General features: G+C 67.0%; 22 protein-coding genes and 1 tRNA gene. 10 read left to right on the top strand and 13 right to left on the bottom strand.

Annotation, left to right across the window (positions count from 1 at the left end; genetic code table 11):
• Positions 1-90: 90 nt before the first annotated feature.
• Positions 91-933, bottom strand: a complete 843-nt coding sequence (gene bla / locus AAC997_RS13210; RefSeq protein ID WP_340646161.1) for a subclass B3 metallo-beta-lactamase — start codon at positions 931-933, stop codon at positions 91-93.
• Between the two features lie 250 nt (positions 934-1,183).
• On the opposite strand from bla, the gene AAC997_RS13205 reads away from it, so the two are divergent.
• The 3 genes from AAC997_RS13205 to AAC997_RS13195 are packed head-to-tail and all read left to right on the top strand — an operon-like array spanning position 1,184 to position 3,151.
• Positions 1,184-1,942: a hypothetical protein gene (locus AAC997_RS13205; RefSeq protein ID WP_340646160.1), complete on the top strand. Its 759-nt coding sequence runs from the start codon at positions 1,184-1,186 to the stop codon at positions 1,940-1,942.
• A complete protein-coding gene (locus tag AAC997_RS13200) occupies positions 1,914-2,384 on the top strand; it encodes a hypothetical protein (RefSeq protein WP_340646159.1) in 471 nt (156 codons plus the stop codon). Before AAC997_RS13205 ends, AAC997_RS13200 begins: the two co-directional genes overlap by 29 nt.
• A complete protein-coding gene (locus AAC997_RS13195; protein ID WP_340646158.1) occupies positions 2,381-3,151 on the top strand; it encodes an HNH endonuclease in 771 nt (256 codons plus the stop codon). Before AAC997_RS13200 ends, AAC997_RS13195 begins: the two co-directional genes overlap by 4 nt.
• Before the next feature lie 157 nt (positions 3,152-3,308).
• Here AAC997_RS13195 and AAC997_RS13190 read toward each other — a convergent pair.
• The 5 genes from AAC997_RS13190 to AAC997_RS13170 form a co-directional block, all read right to left on the bottom strand.
• A tRNA-Gly gene (locus AAC997_RS13190) sits at positions 3,309-3,383 on the bottom strand.
• A 67-nt stretch (positions 3,384-3,450) separates the two neighbouring features.
• On the bottom strand, positions 3,451-3,651 hold the full coding sequence (locus AAC997_RS13185; RefSeq protein ID WP_340646157.1) for a hypothetical protein: 201 nt from the start codon (positions 3,649-3,651) through the stop codon (positions 3,451-3,453).
• 273 nt (positions 3,652-3,924) lie between these two features.
• Entirely contained in the window at positions 3,925-4,953 is a 1,029-nt protein-coding gene (locus AAC997_RS13180) for a 2'-deoxycytidine 5'-triphosphate deaminase (protein ID WP_340646156.1), read from the bottom strand.
• 241 nt (positions 4,954-5,194) lie between these two features.
• Positions 5,195-5,413 carry a hypothetical protein gene (locus AAC997_RS13175; RefSeq protein WP_340646155.1) on the bottom strand — a complete coding sequence of 73 codons (219 nt, stop codon included), beginning with the start codon at positions 5,411-5,413 and terminating at the stop codon, positions 5,195-5,197.
• A gap of 6 nt (positions 5,414-5,419) precedes the next feature.
• Positions 5,420-5,641, bottom strand: a complete 222-nt coding sequence (locus tag AAC997_RS13170; protein ID WP_304780946.1) for a hypothetical protein — start codon at positions 5,639-5,641, stop codon at positions 5,420-5,422.
• Positions 5,642-5,849: 208 nt separating this feature from the next.
• On the opposite strand from AAC997_RS13170, the gene metZ reads away from it, so the two are divergent.
• On the top strand, positions 5,850-7,034 hold the full coding sequence (gene metZ, locus AAC997_RS13165) for an O-succinylhomoserine sulfhydrylase (protein WP_340646154.1): 1,185 nt from the start codon (positions 5,850-5,852) through the stop codon (positions 7,032-7,034).
• A 45-nt stretch (positions 7,035-7,079) separates the two neighbouring features.
• Here metZ and AAC997_RS13160 read toward each other — a convergent pair whose 3' ends face one another.
• The 4 genes from AAC997_RS13160 to AAC997_RS13145 all read right to left on the bottom strand — a co-directional run bounded on the left by AAC997_RS13160 (position 7,080) and on the right by AAC997_RS13145 (position 11,355).
• A complete protein-coding gene (locus tag AAC997_RS13160) occupies positions 7,080-7,994 on the bottom strand; it encodes an Hsp33 family molecular chaperone (protein WP_340646153.1) in 915 nt (304 codons plus the stop codon).
• A gap of 78 nt (positions 7,995-8,072) precedes the next feature.
• Positions 8,073-9,008 (bottom strand): ornithine carbamoyltransferase, encoded by a 936-nt coding sequence (argF, locus tag AAC997_RS13155; RefSeq protein WP_340646152.1) that lies wholly within the window; start codon positions 9,006-9,008, stop codon positions 8,073-8,075.
• A gap of 106 nt (positions 9,009-9,114) precedes the next feature.
• Positions 9,115-10,293 carry an aspartate aminotransferase family protein gene (locus tag AAC997_RS13150; protein WP_340646197.1) on the bottom strand — a complete coding sequence of 393 codons (1,179 nt, stop codon included), beginning with the start codon at positions 10,291-10,293 and terminating at the stop codon, positions 9,115-9,117.
• A gap of 240 nt (positions 10,294-10,533) precedes the next feature.
• Positions 10,534-11,355, bottom strand: a complete 822-nt coding sequence (locus AAC997_RS13145; protein ID WP_340646151.1) for an ABC transporter permease — start codon at positions 11,353-11,355, stop codon at positions 10,534-10,536.
• 221 nt (positions 11,356-11,576) lie between these two features.
• Here AAC997_RS13145 and AAC997_RS13140 point away from each other — a divergent pair, with 221 nt between their 5' ends.
• The 4 genes from AAC997_RS13140 to AAC997_RS13125 all read left to right on the top strand — a co-directional run bounded on the left by AAC997_RS13140 (position 11,577) and on the right by AAC997_RS13125 (position 14,812).
• Positions 11,577-12,077, top strand: coding sequence for a GcrA family cell cycle regulator (locus AAC997_RS13140; RefSeq protein WP_340646150.1), 501 nt, complete (start codon positions 11,577-11,579; stop codon positions 12,075-12,077).
• A 62-nt stretch (positions 12,078-12,139) separates the two neighbouring features.
• Entirely contained in the window at positions 12,140-13,735 is a 1,596-nt protein-coding gene (xseA, locus tag AAC997_RS13135; protein ID WP_340646149.1) for an exodeoxyribonuclease VII large subunit, read from the top strand.
• A gap of 28 nt (positions 13,736-13,763) precedes the next feature.
• Entirely contained in the window at positions 13,764-13,982 is a 219-nt protein-coding gene (locus AAC997_RS13130; RefSeq protein WP_215342380.1) for a DUF2093 domain-containing protein, read from the top strand.
• Between the two features lie 143 nt (positions 13,983-14,125).
• Positions 14,126-14,812, top strand: coding sequence for a M23 family metallopeptidase (locus AAC997_RS13125; protein ID WP_340646148.1), 687 nt, complete (start codon positions 14,126-14,128; stop codon positions 14,810-14,812).
• Here the strand turns inward: AAC997_RS13125 and AAC997_RS13120 are convergent.
• Positions 14,809-16,068, bottom strand: a complete 1,260-nt coding sequence (locus AAC997_RS13120) for an alpha/beta fold hydrolase (RefSeq protein WP_340646147.1) — start codon at positions 16,066-16,068, stop codon at positions 14,809-14,811. The genes AAC997_RS13125 and AAC997_RS13120 overlap by 4 nt on opposite strands.
• A 148-nt stretch (positions 16,069-16,216) precedes the next feature.
• Positions 16,217-17,134, bottom strand: a complete 918-nt coding sequence (locus tag AAC997_RS13115) for a lysophospholipid acyltransferase family protein (protein ID WP_340646146.1) — start codon at positions 17,132-17,134, stop codon at positions 16,217-16,219.
• 126 nt (positions 17,135-17,260) lie between these two features.
• Between AAC997_RS13115 and AAC997_RS13110 the strand changes: the two genes are divergently transcribed.
• On the top strand, positions 17,261-17,653 hold the full coding sequence (locus tag AAC997_RS13110) for a helix-turn-helix transcriptional regulator (RefSeq protein ID WP_340646145.1): 393 nt from the start codon (positions 17,261-17,263) through the stop codon (positions 17,651-17,653).
• Between the two features lie 61 nt (positions 17,654-17,714).
• Positions 17,715-18,527 carry a histidinol-phosphatase gene (gene hisN / locus AAC997_RS13105; protein WP_340646144.1) on the top strand — a complete coding sequence of 271 codons (813 nt, stop codon included), beginning with the start codon at positions 17,715-17,717 and terminating at the stop codon, positions 18,525-18,527.
• 138 nt (positions 18,528-18,665) lie between these two features.
• Here the strand turns inward: hisN and AAC997_RS13100 are convergent.
• A partial coding sequence (locus AAC997_RS13100) for a hypothetical protein (protein ID WP_340646143.1) occupies positions 18,666-19,038 on the bottom strand: 373 nt, incomplete at its 5' end.

Raw genomic sequence — 19,038 nt, 5'->3', positions numbered from 1 at the left:
TGACCCCTTCGACCCCAAAACAAGAGTCAAAGTCCCCCTCAGTCAGCTCCGCTGACAGCTCCCCCAGCAGGGGAGCATCTTGGCTGCGGGCTACTTCGCCGCCTTGGCCTTGGCCAGCGACGCCTCGAAGCCCTTTTGCTGGGCGTCGATCACCTTCAGGTAGCCGGCGCGGTCGATGAAGGGGTTGGGGCCGGGCTTACCCAGGCGGGCCTGCTTGGCCGGTGCGTCGAAGAACTCCGAATGCGGGGCCAGAAAGACGTCGCCGGGGATGGCGCGCGCGGTGGCGAAGGTGAGGCGGTAGTCGGCGACGATGCCGGGGTACTGCTCAGGGACCAGGCTGTTGGCCGCGACGCTGGCGCTGCAGAAATAGAGCGCGGTGTGGGCGCTGCCGTCCCTGTCCTTCACCGGCCAGGTCCAGGTGGTGCAGCCCTCGGTGTGGCCTGGCGTCAGGTGGGCGGTGAGCTTCAGGCCGCCCAGTTCGACAACCCCGCCGTCCTTCACCACCCGGTCCACCTTCACCGGCGGAAAGTTCATCGCCGTATTGGCCTCCGAGCCCGGATAGACCCCTTTTTCCAAGGCGTAGCGGTCGCCCTCGAGGGCGATCATGGCCGCCCCGGTGTCGGCCTTCAGCTTGGCCAGGCCGCCGGCGTGGTCGAAGTGGCCGTGGCTGGTGAGCAGGATCTTCACGTCGCTGAGCTTGAAGCCCAGCTTGACGATATTGGCTTCCACCAGGGCGGCGTTCTGCGGCAGCCCCACGTCCAGCAGCACCGCGCCCTTGGGCGTGACGATCAGCAGGGCGGTCAGCCCGGCCGAGCCGACCGAATAGGTGTTGTCGATGATCCTGTAGGGCTCGGCCGGCTGCGCCCAATTGGCCTGGGCGAAGGCCGGGGCGGCGGTGAGACTGAACGCGGTCGCAAGAAGGAGGGTCTTCATGGGGGAGAAGTCCGATTGGGGAGACTGACGCCCCCGAAAACTGGAGCGGGCGATGGGATTCGAACCCACGACATTCAGCTTGGGAAGCTAATCCGATCCATTGCTTTTATTAGGTTATTTTCCGAAGACGACTGAAATCCGCCTGTTTGTCGTCAATAGGTTAGCTGGTTTTCGCGAAATCCCCACTCCCCTTCGAAGCGGCCAAGCGGCATGCTACGGTCAAGTCGATCCAAAGAGCGAAGGAAACCCCGTGAGTTGGTGTGACAAACTCGCTTCCACCCCTTTAGTGGGGTTCAAGCTTGACCCAATGATCATCTCTAGTGATCGTTATCTGGATACGCTTGCGCCTATCCTTAACCGCGAATTTGAGGGTGATACCGCAACTTTCCAAATCGAAGAGGTCACATCAACTTCGATTGCCTTCGTGAATGATGCTGGATTCAGATATACTTTTGACCCTCTTAGGGTGACCGTTGGATTTCACCACAGAATCCGCACGAGGTTAGTGAGTGGCGGTCCCCCCACCATTGATATGCTGTCGCGGCCGCTGCCTTACACGGAACTGCTTCCAGAAGTAATTGAGCGCCTAATCGAAGCGACATTGCTTCTTCCAAATGCAAGGGAGCGGGGAATTCGACGGCTCGGGATCGTCTCAAGCACGAGCGTCACTGAAGACGAACTTCCTCCGGGTATCGCCCGTCTAATCTCGTATATGGGAAAGCCTTGGGCAGGTGGACTGGAAAGCTGCACTTTCACACTAGCGGCCCGTCTCGCAGAGCGCGACGGCTCCTATGACAAATGCAGTCACACGATTGTAAAACCTGAAGACCCAACCAAATTGGTATCGCTTACCTTCGACTGGATGCGGGAATTCGACGAGCCGCAGGCAGCTAACCCCGCCTCGCTCAACACGATGACCGCGTCCGGGCAGAAGGCCGCATTAGAATACTTTGAGGAATTGGCCGAAGGGAGTCGGTTCGATGAGCACGTCATCAGCGGCACAACGTGAGTTTGACTTCACCGCGCCGATGGATTTGCGCGGCGATGGGGGCGACGTCCCCTCAGCTCCACGGAATGTCAGCACCAGCGAGAACTCGGGCACCGGCTTCCGCGCGCCGAACTTCTCGCAATTCTCTAGCGGCGTTGAGGCAGACGCCGCGCGCCGCGCTGGACGGATTAACGCACGCAGCACTCCTGAACACGAATATCGAAAGCTGCTCATCGACCGGCAAACTCTCCTGGATAAGAAATTCGACGGCACGATCAGCCGGCAAGAGAGCAACCGGTTAGAGTACATTCGCTGGTCGTTGGATCGCATAGAAGACGCACGCCACGGCCACAGCCTGGAGATGCTGGAGAGTGCGATTGCCCGCTATGAGAATTTTGCGGAGGAAATCGACGGACTCCGGAAGCAGCTAGGCGCCGCCAAAAGCGGTAGCAGACGCAAATGAGCGATGAAACCGGGGGCAGCAACTTACCTGCAGTCACCGCAGGTCGGTCCCTTGTCCAGCGATCATCGGTAACGCCCGGACTGCCGTACAATGAGTATCGTCAGCCGTTGCGCCACGACTTCTTTTGTTCGTGCGCTTATTGCACGATATCGGAAGCAGAAGCTCAGTCCATACGCTTCACAATCGACCACTATGAGCCGCAGAGAGCCCGCCCAGACTTAGAGAACGAGTACGGCAACCTCCTCTACGCGTGCGATACCTGCAACATCCGAAAGGGCGACCGCTATCCGCCGCCCGACGCTCGCGACGCCGGAACTCGGTTTTTCAGGCCAGACGAAGATTTGCACTCTGACCACTTCGAGCTGTCTGGAATTCGACTAAAGCCGAAAACTGAAACCGGGGACTACTCAATCGAGGCCTTGGATCTCAACCGCTTGGCCTTGAGGACGTTGCGAGAGCTGAGACTGCGCCTCATCAAATGCAACGAGCACGTCCTCGAGGGCATTCGGGCGCTGCGCCGATATCCTCTGGATCAACTGCCTCGGCATATGAAGGGCCAAGTCCACACGTACATCTCGAACGCACAGCAGATGGCCGACCAAATTGCTGACGAGATTGACTCGATATTGCGGATGAACGCGCGCTCTCCCTTGCTGGACCAAGACCCAGACGCCGATAAGCATGCTCAAGAACGAGCTGCGCGGCTAGCTGAGATTGAAAACCTTCATCCGGGCGTGTGGCGCGGCCGACAATTGCCAAAGAAATAGGGCGAACTACAGGGTTCTCAAAAGTTCCGGGGCCTCAACTCCTAGCGCTCCTGAGAGTCGGACCAGAACCAGCAAGCCCGCCCGACTTCGAGCCCGAAAAATTTCAAGCACACTCTAGCACCCCGCCGCACTCAACATATTGATTTTCAAGGAAAACTGGAGCGGGCGATGGGATTCGAACCCACGACATTCAGCTTGGGAAGCTGACGCTCTACCCCTGAGCTACGCCCGCGAAGGCCTCATCGGATAAGGCTTGCAGTGGTGGTTCTCTAGCGGGTCTCGCAGACCCACTCAAGCGCCTAACCGGTGATGACCCATTCGGCGACATAGGCCTGGGCCTTGCGGGCCAGGCCAGGGGGGCCGGAGAAGTAGAACTCGCTGCCGAACAGGGTGCGGTGTTCGCGCCAGGCCAGGGGGCCGGTGTCCTCGGTCTGCAATATCGTCCGCAAGCGGTCGCGCTTGGCGGTCGGAACGAAGGCGATATAGGTCGCATCGGGCATGGCGGCTTCCTGGCCCCTCAGGTTCCAGAAAACCGTGAGTCGAACTTAAATATGGTTAACGGATCAACGGCTTGGCTGTGGCGGCCCGCCGCAGGGTGGTGACAAAAATCCGCCCATCCCGGCCAAGGCCGGGACCCAGATTCAGCCTTAGCCGAACGAGCTGACCCTGGGCCCAATACCGGCCTCGCATGAGATCGGAGTGGGTTTCACCTGGGTCCCGGCCGTCGCCGGGACGAGCGGATTGGGTTGGGCCCTGAATGTGGCCTCAGGAGGTCAGAGGTTCGCCGTCCAGCGTTGGAAGTGCTTGGAGAGCTTGAGGCCCTGGCGCTGGTAGTGGCTGCCCTGGTCGCCGTAGAGCCGCGACGGCTTGGCGGTCAGGGGCTCATAGACCAGGCGGGCGACGGTCTGGCCGTCCTCCAGCAGGAAGGGGGTCTCGTGGCTGCGGACCTCCAGCACGCCCTTGGAGCCGACGCCCTGGGCCTCCTCCGTCCCGAAACCGGGGTCGAAGAAGCCGGCATAGTGGACGCGGAACTCGCCCACCGAGGGATCGATGGGGGTCATCTCGGCGGCCTGCAGCACCGGGATCTCGATCGCCTCCTTGGAGGCCAGGATGTAGAATTCGCCGGGATCGAGCAGCAGTTCGCCGTTCTGCGGGATCAGCGGCTCCCAGTAGTTGCGCGGGTCATGGCCGTCGACATGGTCCATGTCGATGACGCCGGCGTGGCGGCGCGCGCGGAAGCCGGCCACCCCGTCGGAGAGGTCGACGCCGACGCTCTTGGTGAGCAGCTTGGGCGGGGCGCCGCGCTTCAGCCGCAACTGGTTCAGCCGGGTGCCGGTGCGCACCAGGATGGAGAAGGTCTGGGGGGCGATCTCGATATAGGTGGGACCGTCATAGCCCTCGATCACGTCGTCGAAGGCCGGCTGGTTGTCCGACAGCAGCCGCACGAAGACGTCGACGCGGCCGGTGGAGCTCTTCGGGTTGGCCCGCGCCGAGACGCCGGGGGGCAGGTGCAACCGCTCCTGCAGCTCGGCGATATAGACACAGCCTTTCTCGAGAACGGCCCCTCTCGTGAGATCCAGTTCGTGCATGGCCACGTCACTGATGCGGCTCGCCACCGTGCGGCCCAGGCGAGGCAGGAAGCTCGCCCGCACTCGCCAGCAGCGGGCGGCCAGGCGCAGGTCGAGGCTGGCGGGCTGCACCTGATCGGCGTCAAAGGGCGTCGCCGAAAGGATGGCGCCGTGGGTGATCAGGTCATCGATGGATTGGCAGGGGAGAATCCCCGCGCGAGCGGCGTCGGTCATCGGCGGGACACTCGCCGGGAGGGGCGGGATTGGCAAGTGCCAGGCGACTGCGGCCTGTTGGCGGAAAGCCCCGGGACCCGCTCATCCTGGCGAAGGCCGAGACCCAGGTCACAGAGCGCAGAGATCGCCGAAGGCCCGTTCGGAGTTCTCCGGACGGGCCCAGCCGTGCGATCTGCGCCCCGGCCTTCGCCGGGGCGAGCGGTGTCGGGGTGAGGGGCTCTCCCTCCCCCACCCTCTCCGCCTAGTGCTTCTTCCCGACCTTGGCGGCGATCTCGGCCAGCATGGCGACGGCGGCGCCCACCCCGAACAGGGCGAGCGCCTCACCGAAGTTGGCGGCCGGCCGCAGCACCGCCGGAACCCAGCTTTGCAGATGGTCCGACAGGGCCAGGATCACGAGATTCAACGCCCCGAAGAAGGTCAGGAGCAGGCTGAAGACCCGGATCGCGAAATTGACCGGCATCGGCCTCTAGTAGCTCTTGGCCGGGCGCTTGGCGGCGATCTCGGCCAGCAAATAGATCATGGCGCCGAGACCGAGCAGGCTCACCGACTGCGCGAAACCTTCCACCAGCATCAGTTGCTTGGGGATCGAGGCCAGGACCGAGGCCGGCAGGAAGCCGATGGCGACGTTGAGCAGGCCCAGCACAACCAGGATCAGGCCGAGAAGGCGAAACAGCATATTGAGCGGCATTAGGTGGTGTCCTCCCTATAGTGAAGCAGAGGTTGCCGGTTTTCTGAGCAGGTCGGAAGTCGATTCAGCCGTACGGCGAACGGCCAAGCTTGACCGGCAGCCACAGCTTGAGGTTCATGCCGCCCTCCCTGAAGGCTCTCGCAGGAAAACTGGATTCCGGTTTGGCGGGCGAAAGTGCTTTCTGCGGACGTCATCCAAGGAGCGCCCCATGGCCGAAGATCCGAACACCTGGCAGCAAGAGACTAAGCTGGTGCGCGGCGGTATGGCGCGCTCCCCCTATGGCGAGATCTCCGAGGCGCTCTTCCTGACGCAGAGCTTCTCGTACGAGAGCGCCAGCGCCGCCGACAAGCGGTTCTCGGGCGAGGAGCCAGGCTTCATCTACCAACGCTTCGGCAACCCCACGACCCAGATGTTCGAGGACCGCCTGGCGCTTCTCGAGGGCGCCGAGCAGTGCCGCGCGACGGCCTCGGGCATGGCCGCGGTCCACGTGGCCCTGCAGGGTCTGGTGCGGGCCGGCGATCACATCGTCGCGGGCCGGGCCCTGTTCGGCTCCTGCCGCTGGATTCTGTCGGAGCTGATGCCGCGCTACGGGGTCGATGTGACCTTCGTCGACGCCACCGACATCGAGGCGTGGAAGAACGCCGTGCGCCCCAACACCAAGGCCTTCCTGGTGGAAACCCCGGCCAATCCGCTGCTGGAGGTGACCGCCATCGGCGCGGTGGCCGACGTGGCCCATGCCGCCGGCGCCAAGCTGGTGGTGGACAACGTCTTCGCCACCCCGCTCTTCCAGAAGCCCTTGGCCCTGGGCGCCGACATCGTCGTCTATTCGGCCACCAAGCACATCGACGGCCAGGGCCGGGTGCTGGGGGGCGCGATCCTGGGCGGCGCCGAGCTGATGACCGAGAGCTACAAGGACATCCTCCGCCACACTGGCCCGGCGCTCTCGCCGTTCAATTCCTGGGTGCTGCTGAAGGCGCTCGAGACCCTGGAGCTGCGGGTCACCCGCCAGACGGAGAACGCCGCTAAGGTGGCCGACGCCATCGGCGCCCACGCCAAGTGTCGGCGGGTGATCTATCCCGGCCGTCCGGACCACCCGCAGGCCGCCATCATCGCCAACCAGATGTCGGGCGGCGGCAGCGTCGTGGCCTTTGACCTGGGCAGCCGCGAGGCCGCCTGGCGGTTCCTCGATACGCTGGCCATCGTCGACATCTCCAACAACCTCGGCGACGCCAAGTCGATGGCGACGCACCCGTCGACCACCACCCACCGCTCCATGCCCGAGGCCGAACGCCTGAGCATCGGCCTCACCGAGGGCTGGGTGCGGATGAGCGTGGGTCTCGAGGGGGCGGGGGACTTGATCCGCGACGTCGAGCGGGCGCTGGACGCGGCCTAGAAAATCCGCTCATCCCGGCGAAGGCCGGGACGAGCGGTTGGGGGCCTACGCCTCCGCCGTCAAACTCGCCGGATCGACCGAATAGGTGCTGGAGCAGTACTCGCAGGTGACCTTGATCAGGCCGTCGTCCTCGACCATGTCGGCGCGCTCTTCCGCCGAGAACGAGGTGAGCACGCTCTCGATGCGTTCCTGCGAGCAGCGGCAGAAGGCCTTCAGGGGCTTGGCCTCGAAGACTCGGACCCCGTCCTCGTGGAACAGGCGGAACAACAGGGTCTCGGCCGAGATGGTGGGGTCGAGCAGCTCGTCCTCGCCGATGGTCTCGAAGAAGGCCTGGGTGCGGACCCAGGCTTCGGCGGTAGGCCCGCGGTTCTCGTCCTCGGCGATGTTCTGGATCAGCATGCCGCCTGCCCGCCAGGCCATCCCGTCGCCAAGATCGGCCTGGCCGACCGCCAGGCGCACGCGGGTGGGGGTCTGTTCCGACTGGGCGAAATATTGCTCGGCGCACAGGGCCAGGGTCTCGCCCTCGATGGTGGTGATGCCCTGGTAGCGGTCCATGTCGACACCCTGGTCGACGGTCATGATGAAGACCCCCTCCCCCAGCAGCGTCTTGGCGCCGGGCCGCACAAAGCCCTTGGCCGCCTGCGCCACCGCCTCGGGGTCATAGCGGCAGTAGCCACGCAGGGCGCCGTCGGTGTCGTAGTCCACGACGACGTAGCGCACCGGGCCGTCGCCCTGAGCCTGGACGATCAACCGGCCGTCGAACTTCAGGTTGGAGCCCACCAGGGCGGCCAGAGCGCAGGCTTCCCCCAGCAGGTTGGCGACGGCCTCCGGATAGTCGTGGGCAGCCAGGATCTCGTCCACGGCGGCGCCCAGCCGGGCAAGGCGGCCGCGCACGGGCTCACCTTCGATCTGGAACGGGGCGACGAGATCGTCGGGGGCGGCGGTGGTTTCGATGCTCATGGGCGGGCCATATAGGGGGACTGGGGCGAGGTTGCGAGCCCGGTGGTCAGATCCGCCCGCAGGAGGCGCGCCTCTGAGTCAGGCGATCTCCCCGAAGCACCAGGCCAGGATCGACTTCTGGGCGTGGATGCGGTTCTCCGCCTCGTCCCAGGCCAGCGAGCGCGGGCCGTCCAGCACGTCGCCGGTGACCTCCTCGCCACGGTGGGCGGGCAGGTCGTGCATGAAGACGGCGTCGGGGGCGGCCTTCTCCATCAGGGCCTCGGTGACCTGGTAGGGGCCCAGCGCGGCGAGGCGGTCGTCGCGGTCGGTGTCGCCCATGGAGACCCAGGTGTCGGTGATCACGCAGTCGGCGCCGGCCACGGCGTCGAGCGGGTTTTCCATCACCTCGACTCGGCCCTGCAGGTCGGCGGCGCGGGCCAGGTCGACGCGGTCGGGGTGGTACTTGGCCGGGCTGGCGATCTTCAGCTTGAACCCGAACACCGGGGCGGCGTGGATAAAGGTCGAGCAGACGTTATTGCCGTCGCCGATCCAGGCCAGGGTCTTGCCCTCCACCGAGCCGCAGCGCTCCTCGAAGGCCAGCAGGTCGGCCAGGATCTGGCAGGGGTGGCTCTTGTCCGACAGACCGTTGATCAGCGGCACGGTGGAGACCGAGGCGAAGGTCTCAAGGTCGGCGTGGCGGTTGGCGCGGATCATCACCGCGTCGACCATGCGCGACAGCACCCTGGCGGTGTCCTCGATGGTCTCGCCGCGGCCCAGCTGCATGTCGCTGGCCGTGGAGATGATCACGTCGCCGCCGAGTTGGCGCATGGCCGCGTCGAAGGAGAAGCGGGTGCGGGTGGAGTTCTTCTCGAAGATCATGGCCAGGGTCCGCTCGGCGCCGGGCGCATCGGCGTCCACGCGGCCCTGGGTCCAGCCCTTGCGCGCGGCCTTGCGGGCCTTGGCGTCGGCCAGGATGGCGCGCAGGTCGGCGGGGGGAAGCCGCCAAAGGTCGAGGAAGTGTCTGACTTGGGTCATGGGAAACCCCCAAATCCCGCTCGCCCGGCGAAGGCCGGGGATCAGGTGCGACCTGAAAGCGGGGAAATCCAAATGGATCCCCGGCCAAGGCCGGGGATGGGTGAAATCAGGCCGCGGCTTTCGCCGCGGTTCGCGCCGCCTCGCAGGAGGCCTCGAGTTTCGAGATGGCTTCCTGGGCTTCTTCCAGGGTCAGGGTCAGGGGCGGCAGCAGGCGCACGCAGTTGTCGCCGCCGCCGGCGATCAGCATGTGCTGGTCGCGGGCATGCTGCATGAACTCGCGGTTCGGCGTCTTCAGCTTGATGCCGATCAGCAGGCCCTTGCCACGGATGTCCTCCACCACGTCGGGGAAGCGTTCCTGGAGGCCCGAGAGCTGCTGCACGAAATAGCCGGCGACCTCGCGGACGTGGGCCAGCAGCGCGTCGCTGTTAAGCTCTTCCATCGCCGCCAGACCCACGGCCATGGCCAGCGGGTTGCCGCCGTAGGTGGAGCCGTGGCTGCCGACGGTCATGCCCTGGCCGGCTTCCGCCGTGGCCAGGCAGGCGCCGACCGGGAAGCCGCCGCCCAGCGCCTTGGCGATGGCCATGATGTCGGGCGCCGCGTCCTTGGCCCACTCATAGGCGAACAGCTTGCCGGTTCGGCCCAGGCCGCACTGGATCTCGTCATAGATCAGCAGGGTCCCGGTGTCGTCGCACAGGCGGCGCAGGGCCTGGAGCTGCTGTTCGGTGAGCGAGCGGGCGCCGCCCTCCCCCTGCACCGGCTCGACGATGATCGCTGCGGTGGTGGGGCCGACCAGGGCCTTCAGGGCTTCCATGTCGCCAAATTTCGACTGGATGAAGCCCGGCATCTTGGGACCGAAGCCCTCCAGATAGCTGGCGTTGCCCGAGGCGTTGACGGCGGCGAGCGTCCGGCCGTGGAACGAGCCGTCGAAGCCGATGATGTCGATGCGCTCAGGCTGTCCCTTGGCCCAGTGATACTTGCGCGCGGTCTTGATGGCGCACTCGATGGCCTCGGCGCCGGAGTTGGTGAAGAACACCTCGTCGGCGAAGGTGGCGTCGGTCAGCACCTTGGCGAGCTTTTCCTGGCCCGGGATCGTGAAGATGTTGGACACGTGCCACAGCTTCTCGGCCTGGTCCTTCACAGCCTGCACCAGCTTAGGGTTGGCGTGGCCGAGCGCGTTGACGGCGATGCCCGCCATGCAGTCGAGGTAGGCGTCACCGTCGGTGGTGAAAAGTCGCGCGCCCTCGCCTCGCTCGAACGCCAGCGGGGTGCGGTTGTACACGCCCATGATGTGATCGCTGGGGACGGGCGCGGCTTGCGTCGCGGTCTTTTCAGTCACTGGGGATACCTCCCAAAAGAGAAGCGTCCCCGGCGCGTGGCGGCGGGGACAGGAAGGCTCGACGTTTTCGTCTTCGAACCCGGCCCTGTCAATAATGTTGGGGCGCGACGAGCGCGTGACGCGGGCAGGCGTGGCGGGATTTCCACACCGGCGATCGCGCGTCCGCGGGGAGAGATACGAGCCGCGACCTCAGGTCTTCAGCTTGTAGCCCGTCTCGAACATCCAGAGGCAGATGCAGCTGAAGGCGATCACCAGGCCCGCGGTCATGCCCATGCCGGCGAGCAGCGAGCCTTCGGCGTGGCCGATGAAGCCATAGCGGAAACCGTCGATCAGATAGAAGAACGGGTTGTAATGGCTGGCCGAGCGGAAGGGTTCAGGCAGCCGCTCCACGAGGTAGAAGGTGCCCGACAGGAAGGTCATCGGCATGATGATGAAGTTGGTCACCGCCGACATGTGGTCGAACTTCTCCGACCAGAGCCCGGCCATGACGCCCAGCAGGCCCAGGATCATCGAGGCGCCGGCGCCGAAATAGAGGATCGCCCAGAGGTGGGTGACCGGCAGGTGGGCGAAGGGCAGGACGGCCAGCCAGGTCACCGCGCCCACCACGATGCCGCGAGTCGCGGCGCCGAGCGCGAAGCCGGCCACATGTTCCATCGGCGTCAGGGGCGGGGTCAGGAAATCGCCGGTCAGACCGTTCATCTTGGCCTGCAGCAGGCTGGATGACGCGTTGGCGAAGGCGTTGTTGAGGATCTGCATCATGATCAGGCCGGGCGCCACGAAGGTGGCGAAGGCCACGCCGTGGACCGGAGTGCGCGCACCCTGAGCGGCCACCACGAAGACCATCATGTAGAGCAGGGCGGTGACCACCGGGGCGGCCAGGGTCTGCATGCCCACCTTCCAGAACCGTCGGATCTCGCGGAGATAGAGGGTTCGCAAACCGGCCCAGTTGACCCCGTGATAGTCGCGGGGCTGGGGCGGCATAACGGCTGCGGCGTCGGGCATATCCTTCATGACGGCTCATGTGCGCCCAGCCCGCCCGAAGCGCAAGGGTGCGGCCTTCCGACGCTATATGTAGTTCCTGTGGATGAAGGGAGGGGCGCCTATTGTGGGTCTTAAGGATGTGTTTACGATATCTGGTAGTTGGTGATGCCGTGAGTAGCGCGCTGCCACAACATATTGATCCTGGGTCTGCCGCGCGGGGCTGATGGAACCAGGACACGCGGAGCAAGACCATGGGTTGGACAGACGAACGCGTCGAAAATCTCAAGAAGCTCTGGCAGGACGGCCTGTCGGCTAGCCAGATCGCCAAGCAGCTTGGCGGCGTCACCCGCAACGCGGTGATCGGCAAGGTTCACCGGCTGGGCCTGTCGGGCCGCGCCACCCCCTCCAAGCCCGCCCGTCCGGTCTTCAAGGCCCCGCGTCCGCAACGCGCCGTGGCGCAGCCGGCCGCGCCGCGCCGCATCGCCGAGCCGCTGGTGGCCACCGCCCCCGTGCCGGCGCCCGTGCGCTACATCGACGAAGCGCCGGGCTCGGCCACCGTGCTGACGCTGGGCGCCCACATGTGCAAATGGCCGATCGGCGATCCGTCCACCGACGGCTTCACCTTCTGCGGCCGCCGCCAGGATGACGGCCCCTACTGCGCCGAGCACGCCCGGGTCGCCTATCAGCCGGCGCAGACCAAGAAGCGTTCTGGCCCCAATGAGCTGGCCCGTTCGCTGCGCCGCTACATCTAGTTCGACGCTTGGAGAGCGTGCGAGGGTTTGGGTTTCGGCCCGGCCCTCGCTAATCTCCCGCCATGACCGACGTCCTGGCAGAGTCGACCGACTCCAACGCCAAGCCCTATTCCGTCTCGGAACTCGCGTTCGCGCTCAAGCGCACGCTTGAGGACGCCTACGGCTTCGTCCGTCTGCGCGCCGAGCTCTCCAAGGTCACCCACCACGGCAACGGCCACGTCTATCTGACCCTGAAGGACGAGCGCGCCGCCATCGACGGGGTGGTGTGGAAGGGCTCGGTGAAGAACCTGTCTGTCCGGCCCGAGCAGGGGCTGGAGGTGATCGTCACCGGCAAGATCACCACCTACCCCGCCGGGTCCCGCTACCAGATCGTCATCGAGACCATGGAGGCCGCCGGGGTCGGCGCCCTGTTGGCCCAACTGGAGCGGCTGAAGGCCAGGCTGCAGGCCGAGGGGCTGTTCGAGGCTTCGCGCAAGCGGCCCCTGCCCGCCATGCCCCTGGTGGTCGGCGTGATCACCAGCCCGACCGGCGCGGTGATCCGCGACATCCTGCACCGCATCCGAGACCGCTGGCCCTGCCGGGTGATCGTCTGGCCGGTGGTGGTGCAGGGCGACGCCGCCGCCGCCCAGGTTGGCAACGCCATCCAGCGATTCAACGCCCTCGCGCCCGACGGCCCCGTGCCGCGCCCAGACGTGCTGATCGTCGCGCGCGGCGGGGGGTCGGTGGAGGACCTGTGGGCCTTCAATGACGAGGGCCTGGCGCGCGTGGTGGCGGCGGGGACCATTCCGCTGATCTCGGCCGTGGGCCACGAGACCGACACCACCCTGATCGACTTCGTCTCCGACCGCCGCGCGCCCACCCCCACAGCGGCGGCGGAGGTGGCCACGCCCGTCCTGGCCGAACTGCGCGCCGCCATCGGCGACCTGACCTCCCGCCTGCACCGCCAGGGGGGCCGCATCGTCGAGGACCGCCGGCAGCGGGTGGCCAACGCCGAGCGCGCCCTGGACCGTGTCCCAGACCTGGTGGAGATGGCCGCCCAGCGCTTCAACCTGGCGGCCAGCCGCCTGGCCGCGGCTCTGAACCGCAACATCGCTCTCCACGATAACCAGCTGATCCGCACGGCCTCACGCCTGACGCCGGGCCTGCTCCAGCGACCACAGCAGGTCCGCGCCGAGCGGCTGGCGGGGGTCTCGTCGCGACTGTCGGCGGGGCTCACGCGCAATATCGCCGTCCACCGGACCGAACTGGGCCGTCTCACAAGCCGCCTGGTCCCCGCCCTGCTCCAGCGGCCGCAGGAGCAACAGGCCCAGGCCCTGGCCCGCACAACGGTCCGGCTGCAACCGGCCCTGGCGCGCGGCCTGGAGCGGATGACCGAACGGCTCGCCTATCAGGCCAAGCTGCTGGCCCCGCTGGATCCCAAGGCGCCGCCTCGGCGCGGGTTCGCCAAGGTCATCCGGGCTGACGGGTCCCTGGCGCTGGACGGCGCATCGCTGCGCAGCGGCGAGGGCGTCAGCCTGGTCTTCGCCGACACCACCCGCGAGGCCACCATCGACGGCACGCCCACCGCCGCGCCAGAGCCGCTGGCGCCCGCGCCCGCTCGGCCGGTACGCGCACCGAAGGCGCCCACGACACCTTCCGCACAAGGCGATCTGTTCTGAGGCTGCCGGCTCGTTTAAGATGCCCGCCATGAACGCCCATGACCTTTCCGGATCCACCGCCGACCTGGCCGTCGTCCACTATGGCGATGGCGAGTTTGTCGTCCTGAAGCCGGGCCGCTACGTGGTCTGCGCCGTCTCTGGGGTGAAGGTGCCGCTGGAGGCCCTGCGCTACTGGAGCGCCCCGCTGCAGGAAGCCTATGCCGGCCCGGCCGAGAGCCTGGCCCGCTGGCAGGCGACCAACCGCTGAACCGGCGCAGCGTCCTGCTGGGCCTGGGAGCTCTCAGCCTCTGGACCCCTGCGCACGCCGCCGCGCCCGGCCTGTCGCTGACCGGCCGCTACCAGCAGGGTGGCTTCGCGCTCGGCCGCACCAGCCCCCGGGCCCGGGTGTTCGTGAACGGCGTTGACGAGGGCCTGGCCTCCGAGGCCGGCTATTTTGTCGTCGGTTTCGATCGCGACGCCGAGCCCCAGGCCACCATCCGCGTCGTGGGCGCCGATGGCGAGGCCAGCCACGTCGCCCAGATCGCGCCGGGGAATTTCGACATCCAGCGGATCAACGGCCTGGCCAACAACCAGGTGAACCCATCGGGCGCCGCCCTGCTGGCCCGCATCCGGGCGGAGGCCGGGCGCAAGGCCCAGGGCTTCGCCAGCCGCGCCGACCTGGACGGGTTCAAATCGGGCTTCATTCCACCCCTTGAGAAATACCGGGTCAGCGGCCGGTTCGGGGGCCAGCGCGTCCTGAACGGCGAACCCCGCACGCCCCACTATGGCGCCGACCTCGCCGCGCCCACCGGCGCCACGGTCCGCGCGCCGGCCTCGGGCCTCGTCGCCTTCGCCGAGACCGGCCTGCACTTCGAGGGCGGCCTGACCATGATCGACCACGGCCAGGGCCTGATCAGTGTCTATCTGCACCAGTCCCGCGTCGATGTGCGGCGCGGCGAGATGGTGACCCAGGGCCAGGTGATCGGCGCCGTGGGCAAGGAGGGCCGGGCGACGGGGCCCCACCTCTGCTGGCGAATGAAATGGCACGGCCGCAACCTCGATCCGACCCTGATGGTGGGCGTGAAGACGCCGGCCTAAAGCGCCGCGATCCAGTCGCAGACCAGCTTGATCACAGTTGGATCGAGACTCGTCGCGATCTCCCGATATTCGGACGGAGCGCCGGTGGTCGCAGGCTGCAGAAGGTGGTTGAGACCAGGCAGGGTCACCACAGTCGCCGCCGCATTGGCCGCCGTTAGGGCCGCCGCGTGCGCCCTTGGCGGTGTCTGGAGATCCTTCCCCGCCATCACCACCAAGGCCGGACAGGTCAGGCGGCGCAATCCCGCCGTGTGGTCGTGGGTGGCCCAGTATCGCTGCCAGGGTGCGGCGGCGATGACGGCGCGGACTTCCAGTCGTTCAGGCGGATAGGCCGCCGCTCTGAGGATTTCGCGCGCCTGGGCCAGGCTCTCTTCGGCCGTCAGCGCCTTCGAAGCCTGGGTCAGGGCGCGGACGAAGCCGACCGTGCGATCGAAGTCGCGGGGGACCCCGCCGACGACCCGCGCGGCGTTGAACATCTCGGCCTCCAGAACCTCCTCATCGGGAACGCCGGTCGGGGTCATCATCACGCAGAAGGCGATGGTGGGATCGGCGGCGGCGACGTCGGCGGAGATGTGACCGCCCTCGCTGTGGCCCAGCAGGCCCACCGCGCCGAGGTCGGATCTGATCCGCAGGAAGGCGACGGCCGCCGCCAGGTCGGCGGCGAAGTCCCCGGTGCTGGCGGTGTGGAAGCGGCCCTCCGATTGACCCACGCCACGCTTGTCGTAGCGCAGGGTCGCGAAGCCCAGGCGGGTCAGCCGGTCGGCCCAGAGCGCCATGGGCCTGTGGCCGGCCACAGTCTGGTCGCGATCGACCTCGCCGAACCAAGAGGAGAGGACGATGGCGCGGTGGGGACCGGGACCCGGCGGCCGGGTCAAGGTTCCCGACCGGCTCAAGCCGTCGGCGCCGGTGAAGGCGACCGCTTCCACCTCATAGGGAAATGGCGGCGCCAGCGTCTGCGGCCGGATCGCGTGGAGGGTCGGTGGCGCGACGCCCCGCACGACCCTCACGGGGAAGTCCACGGTGTTGTGGAAGCAGGTCCCCTCCAGCCGACCGCCCGCCAGCCGCAGCTCGAACGCGAGGTCCACGGGCAGGAGCTCAAAGGCGAAGCTGTCGCCGTCACGGCGCAGCGGCAGAGGGTCGACGGCGCCGGAGCGCCGGTTCATGCACACCGTGTCGCCCTCGAATCGGAGGCCGAGCTTCACCTTCGCCTGGCCGGTGTCGAGGACACCGTGCCAGTCACCTGAGATATCTGGGGTCATGGCCGGAAAATCGGCGAGGTGCGGGCGGCCTGGCAAAGCACAATAGCTTGGCTTGATCTGCCCCCCGCCGCCTGCCACCCTGGCACGGTCGGAAGGGTCAGGGGACCCGAGCGCACCACAGGTCGCGCCGCCGCCGAACGTCCAATCCCTACTTGCGGGACCGCTTGTACGTCTCGTTAGGCCAGCGCTTGTGGACCCAGAACCATTCGGTGGGCCGGTCGCGGACGCGGTCCTCGATGAAGGCGTTCACCTTGCGCACGCCCGCCGCGATGTCCTCGCTTCGGTTCCCGGTATTCGCCAGGCGGATCGGATCGTGGACCACCACCTTGAAGCGGGCCTTGTGGGTGCGCTGCACCGACATCGGCTGCAGAGGCGCGTCGAAGCGCAGGGCGAAACTGGAGGGGCCGGGCGCGGTGTGGCAGGTCACGCCGAACAGTGGCGCGGCGACTCCGCCGTTGAACTTCTGGTCGTTCATCAGGGCGACGCATTCGCCGCGCGCCAGGGCGCGGATCAGTTCGCGGGCGCTCTCGGTCCCCTTGGGCGCGAACAGCCGCACACCATAGCGGAAGCGCGAGCGGCGGAAGCTCTCGTCGACATAGGGATTGTTCATCGCCCGATAGGTGATCTGGCAGGTGATCCCGGCGTGGACGATGGCGGCGGGCATCACCTCCATCGAGGAGAAGTGGCCTGAGATGAACACCACCGACTCTCCGGTGTCGGCGATCTGCTTCAGGCGCTCGGCGTTCACCACCTGCACGCGGGTGGGGTCGCCCACGATCTTGTCGAGGATCGGGAATTCCAGGGCCACTCGGCCCGCCTCGGCCCAGCTCTCGTCGGTGAGCCGGGCGATCTCGGCTTCGTCGGCCTGGGGGAAGGCGATCCGCAGATTGGTCTGCACGACCTTGTGGGTGCTGGTGAGCGGACCCAGGCGGCGGAACAGCCAGGCCCCGAAGTCCGACACGCTGTCGATGGGGAACAGCCGCGCCAGGCCGGTGACCAGGTTATAGGCCAGGGCCTCGAGCCGCCACACGACGTACTGGGCCAGGGAGGGTCGCGCTTCCGTCATGGCCTGTCCTAACCGCAGCCCCCCGGTCGCGCAACGCGAGCCGCAGTCTCCTGGCGCGCGACTTGCCCGTTTCAGGCCAGACCGTCTCGCTTTGGGACGGGCGCCAACAGATACGAAGAAGGGGCGGTGGATCCCATGGGTAACGACATCGACGTTCATCTTGGTAAGCGTCTTCGCCGGCGTCGCCGGCTTCTGGGCCTTACGCAGCAGCAACTGGCCGGCGCCTGCGGCGTGCGGTTCCAGCAGATCCAAAAGTATGAGTGCGGCGCGAACCGCATTTCGGCCGCTCGCCTCTGGCAGCTCTCCGAAGCCCTCGAAGTGCCGGTCGGCTACTTCTATGACGGCCTCTCGGAACTGGCTCAGCGCGAACCGGCCAACGACGGCGACGGCGGGGGCGAGATGTTCGCCCGCAAGGAAACCCTCGACCTGATCCGCGCCTACTACCAGCTGGGTGAGCGTCCGCGCCGCCGTCTGCTGGACCTCGCCAAGTCGCTCAACGGCGAACACGAGGCCGTCTAACTCCCCCTCCTGCGTATCTGGGGGGATATCGCGAGGGCGAGCGGCGGGATAAAGCGGGTACATGCTCGCTCCCGACCGTCTCGCTGCTCTCGATAGCTTTCTGATCGACCTGAACCGCGCGTCAGCCGCCGCCATCGCCCCACTGTTCCGGGCCGATCACGGCCTGGAGGACAAGGGCACGGCCACCTGGTTCGATCCCGTCACCGCCGCAGACAAGGGCGCGGAGGCCGCTATCCGCAAGCTGATCACCGAGCGTTATCCCGAGCACGGGGTGATCGGTGAGGAGTACGGCGAGGACCGCCCGGACGCCGAGTTCGTCTGGGTGCTCGATCCCGTCGACGGGACCCGCGCCTTTATCGCCGGCCTCCCCGTCTGGACCACCTTGATCGCCCTGCGCCACAATGGACGTCCGGTTCTGGGCTCCATCGGCCAGCCCTATATCGGCGAGCTCTATATCGGCCATGCCGGGGGCTCGCGCCTGCTGGCGCGCGGGACCGAGAAGGCCCTGAAGGTCCGGGCCTGCCCGAAACTGACAGACGCCATCATCGCCACCACCGACCCAGAGGCCTGCTTCAACGGCGCCGAACTCGGCGCCTGGACCCAGGTGCGCGCGGCGGCCAAGCTCGCGAGGCTCGGCTGCGACGCCTATGCCTACGCCATGGTGGCGGCCGGCACGATGGACATGGTCATCGAGGCGGGCCTGAAGTCCTGGGACATCGAGAGCGCCATCCCGCTCATCGAGGGGGCGGGCGGCGTCGTCACCGACTGGCGCGGGAACCCGGTTGGCCAGCACGGCGGCCAGATCGTCATCGCCGGCGACCGGGCCTGCCTCGACGAGGCCCTGGTCGCCCTCACGCGGTCAGCGAATAACTAGCATCCGCTCATCCCGGCGAAGACAGGGACCCAGATCATATGTCTGGGCTGCCACCGACCGATCCCCGGAGCCTAGCCTGGAAACTCAGAGCTCCGGGATCTGGGGCCCCGCCTCCGCCGGGGCGAGCGGTGGATAGGGTCAGCTCTTTTTGGCGGGAGCCTTCGGCGCGGCAGGCTTCTTGGCCGGCGCGGGCTGCTTGGCGGCCGCAGGCTTGACTGCAGCCTTGGGCGCGGCTTTCGCGGCGGCGGGCTTGGCTGCAGCCTTGGGTGCAGCGGCTTTCGCGGCGGGCTTGGCGGCGGGTTTCGCAGCAGCCTTGGGCGCAGCCTTCGCAGCGGCCGGCTTGGCCGCAGGCTTCGCGGCAGCCTTGGGCGCGGCGGCCTTGGCGGGCGCGGCGGCCTTCTTCGAAGCCGCAGTCTTGGCCGGCGCAACCTTGGCGGCCGGTTTCGCGGCCGGCTTGGCGGCAGGCTTCGGCGCGGCGGTCTTGGCGGGCGTCGCAACCTTGACCGGGGCC

The organism is Phenylobacterium sp. (assembly GCF_037968635.1).
GTDB lineage: Bacteria > Pseudomonadota > Alphaproteobacteria > Caulobacterales > Caulobacteraceae > Phenylobacterium.
The sequence above is the reverse complement of the archived record's forward strand: the minus strand, read 5'-3'. Positions and strand labels throughout refer to the sequence as shown.

What these genes read in the sequence shown, in the direction of transcription:
- bla (WP_340646161.1), bottom strand. Translation starts at nt 933, where the DNA reads ATGAAGACCCTCCTTCTTGCGACCGCGTTCAGTCTCACCGCCGCCCCG.
- AAC997_RS13200 (WP_340646159.1), top strand. Translation starts at nt 1,914, where the DNA reads ATGAGCACGTCATCAGCGGCACAACGTGAGTTTGACTTCACCGCGCCG.
- AAC997_RS13195 (WP_340646158.1), top strand. Translation starts at nt 2,381, where the DNA reads ATGAGCGATGAAACCGGGGGCAGCAACTTACCTGCAGTCACCGCAGGT.
- AAC997_RS13185 (WP_340646157.1), bottom strand. Translation starts at nt 3,651, where the DNA reads ATGCCCGATGCGACCTATATCGCCTTCGTTCCGACCGCCAAGCGCGAC.
- AAC997_RS13180 (WP_340646156.1), bottom strand. Translation starts at nt 4,953, where the DNA reads ATGACCGACGCCGCTCGCGCGGGGATTCTCCCCTGCCAATCCATCGAT.
- AAC997_RS13175 (WP_340646155.1), bottom strand. Translation starts at nt 5,413, where the DNA reads ATGCCGGTCAATTTCGCGATCCGGGTCTTCAGCCTGCTCCTGACCTTC.
- AAC997_RS13170 (WP_304780946.1), bottom strand. Translation starts at nt 5,641, where the DNA reads ATGCCGCTCAATATGCTGTTTCGCCTTCTCGGCCTGATCCTGGTTGTG.
- metZ (WP_340646154.1), top strand. Translation starts at nt 5,850, where the DNA reads ATGGCCGAAGATCCGAACACCTGGCAGCAAGAGACTAAGCTGGTGCGC.
- AAC997_RS13160 (WP_340646153.1), bottom strand. Translation starts at nt 7,994, where the DNA reads ATGAGCATCGAAACCACCGCCGCCCCCGACGATCTCGTCGCCCCGTTC.
- argF (WP_340646152.1), bottom strand. Translation starts at nt 9,008, where the DNA reads ATGACCCAAGTCAGACACTTCCTCGACCTTTGGCGGCTTCCCCCCGCC.
- AAC997_RS13150 (WP_340646197.1), bottom strand. Translation starts at nt 10,293, where the DNA reads ATGGGCGTGTACAACCGCACCCCGCTGGCGTTCGAGCGAGGCGAGGGC.
- AAC997_RS13145 (WP_340646151.1), bottom strand. Translation starts at nt 11,355, where the DNA reads ATGAAGGATATGCCCGACGCCGCAGCCGTTATGCCGCCCCAGCCCCGC.
- AAC997_RS13140 (WP_340646150.1), top strand. Translation starts at nt 11,577, where the DNA reads ATGGGTTGGACAGACGAACGCGTCGAAAATCTCAAGAAGCTCTGGCAG.
- xseA (WP_340646149.1), top strand. Translation starts at nt 12,140, where the DNA reads ATGACCGACGTCCTGGCAGAGTCGACCGACTCCAACGCCAAGCCCTAT.
- AAC997_RS13130 (WP_215342380.1), top strand. Translation starts at nt 13,764, where the DNA reads ATGAACGCCCATGACCTTTCCGGATCCACCGCCGACCTGGCCGTCGTC.
- AAC997_RS13120 (WP_340646147.1), bottom strand. Translation starts at nt 16,068, where the DNA reads ATGACCCCAGATATCTCAGGTGACTGGCACGGTGTCCTCGACACCGGC.
- AAC997_RS13115 (WP_340646146.1), bottom strand. Translation starts at nt 17,134, where the DNA reads ATGACGGAAGCGCGACCCTCCCTGGCCCAGTACGTCGTGTGGCGGCTC.
- hisN (WP_340646144.1), top strand. Translation starts at nt 17,715, where the DNA reads ATGCTCGCTCCCGACCGTCTCGCTGCTCTCGATAGCTTTCTGATCGAC.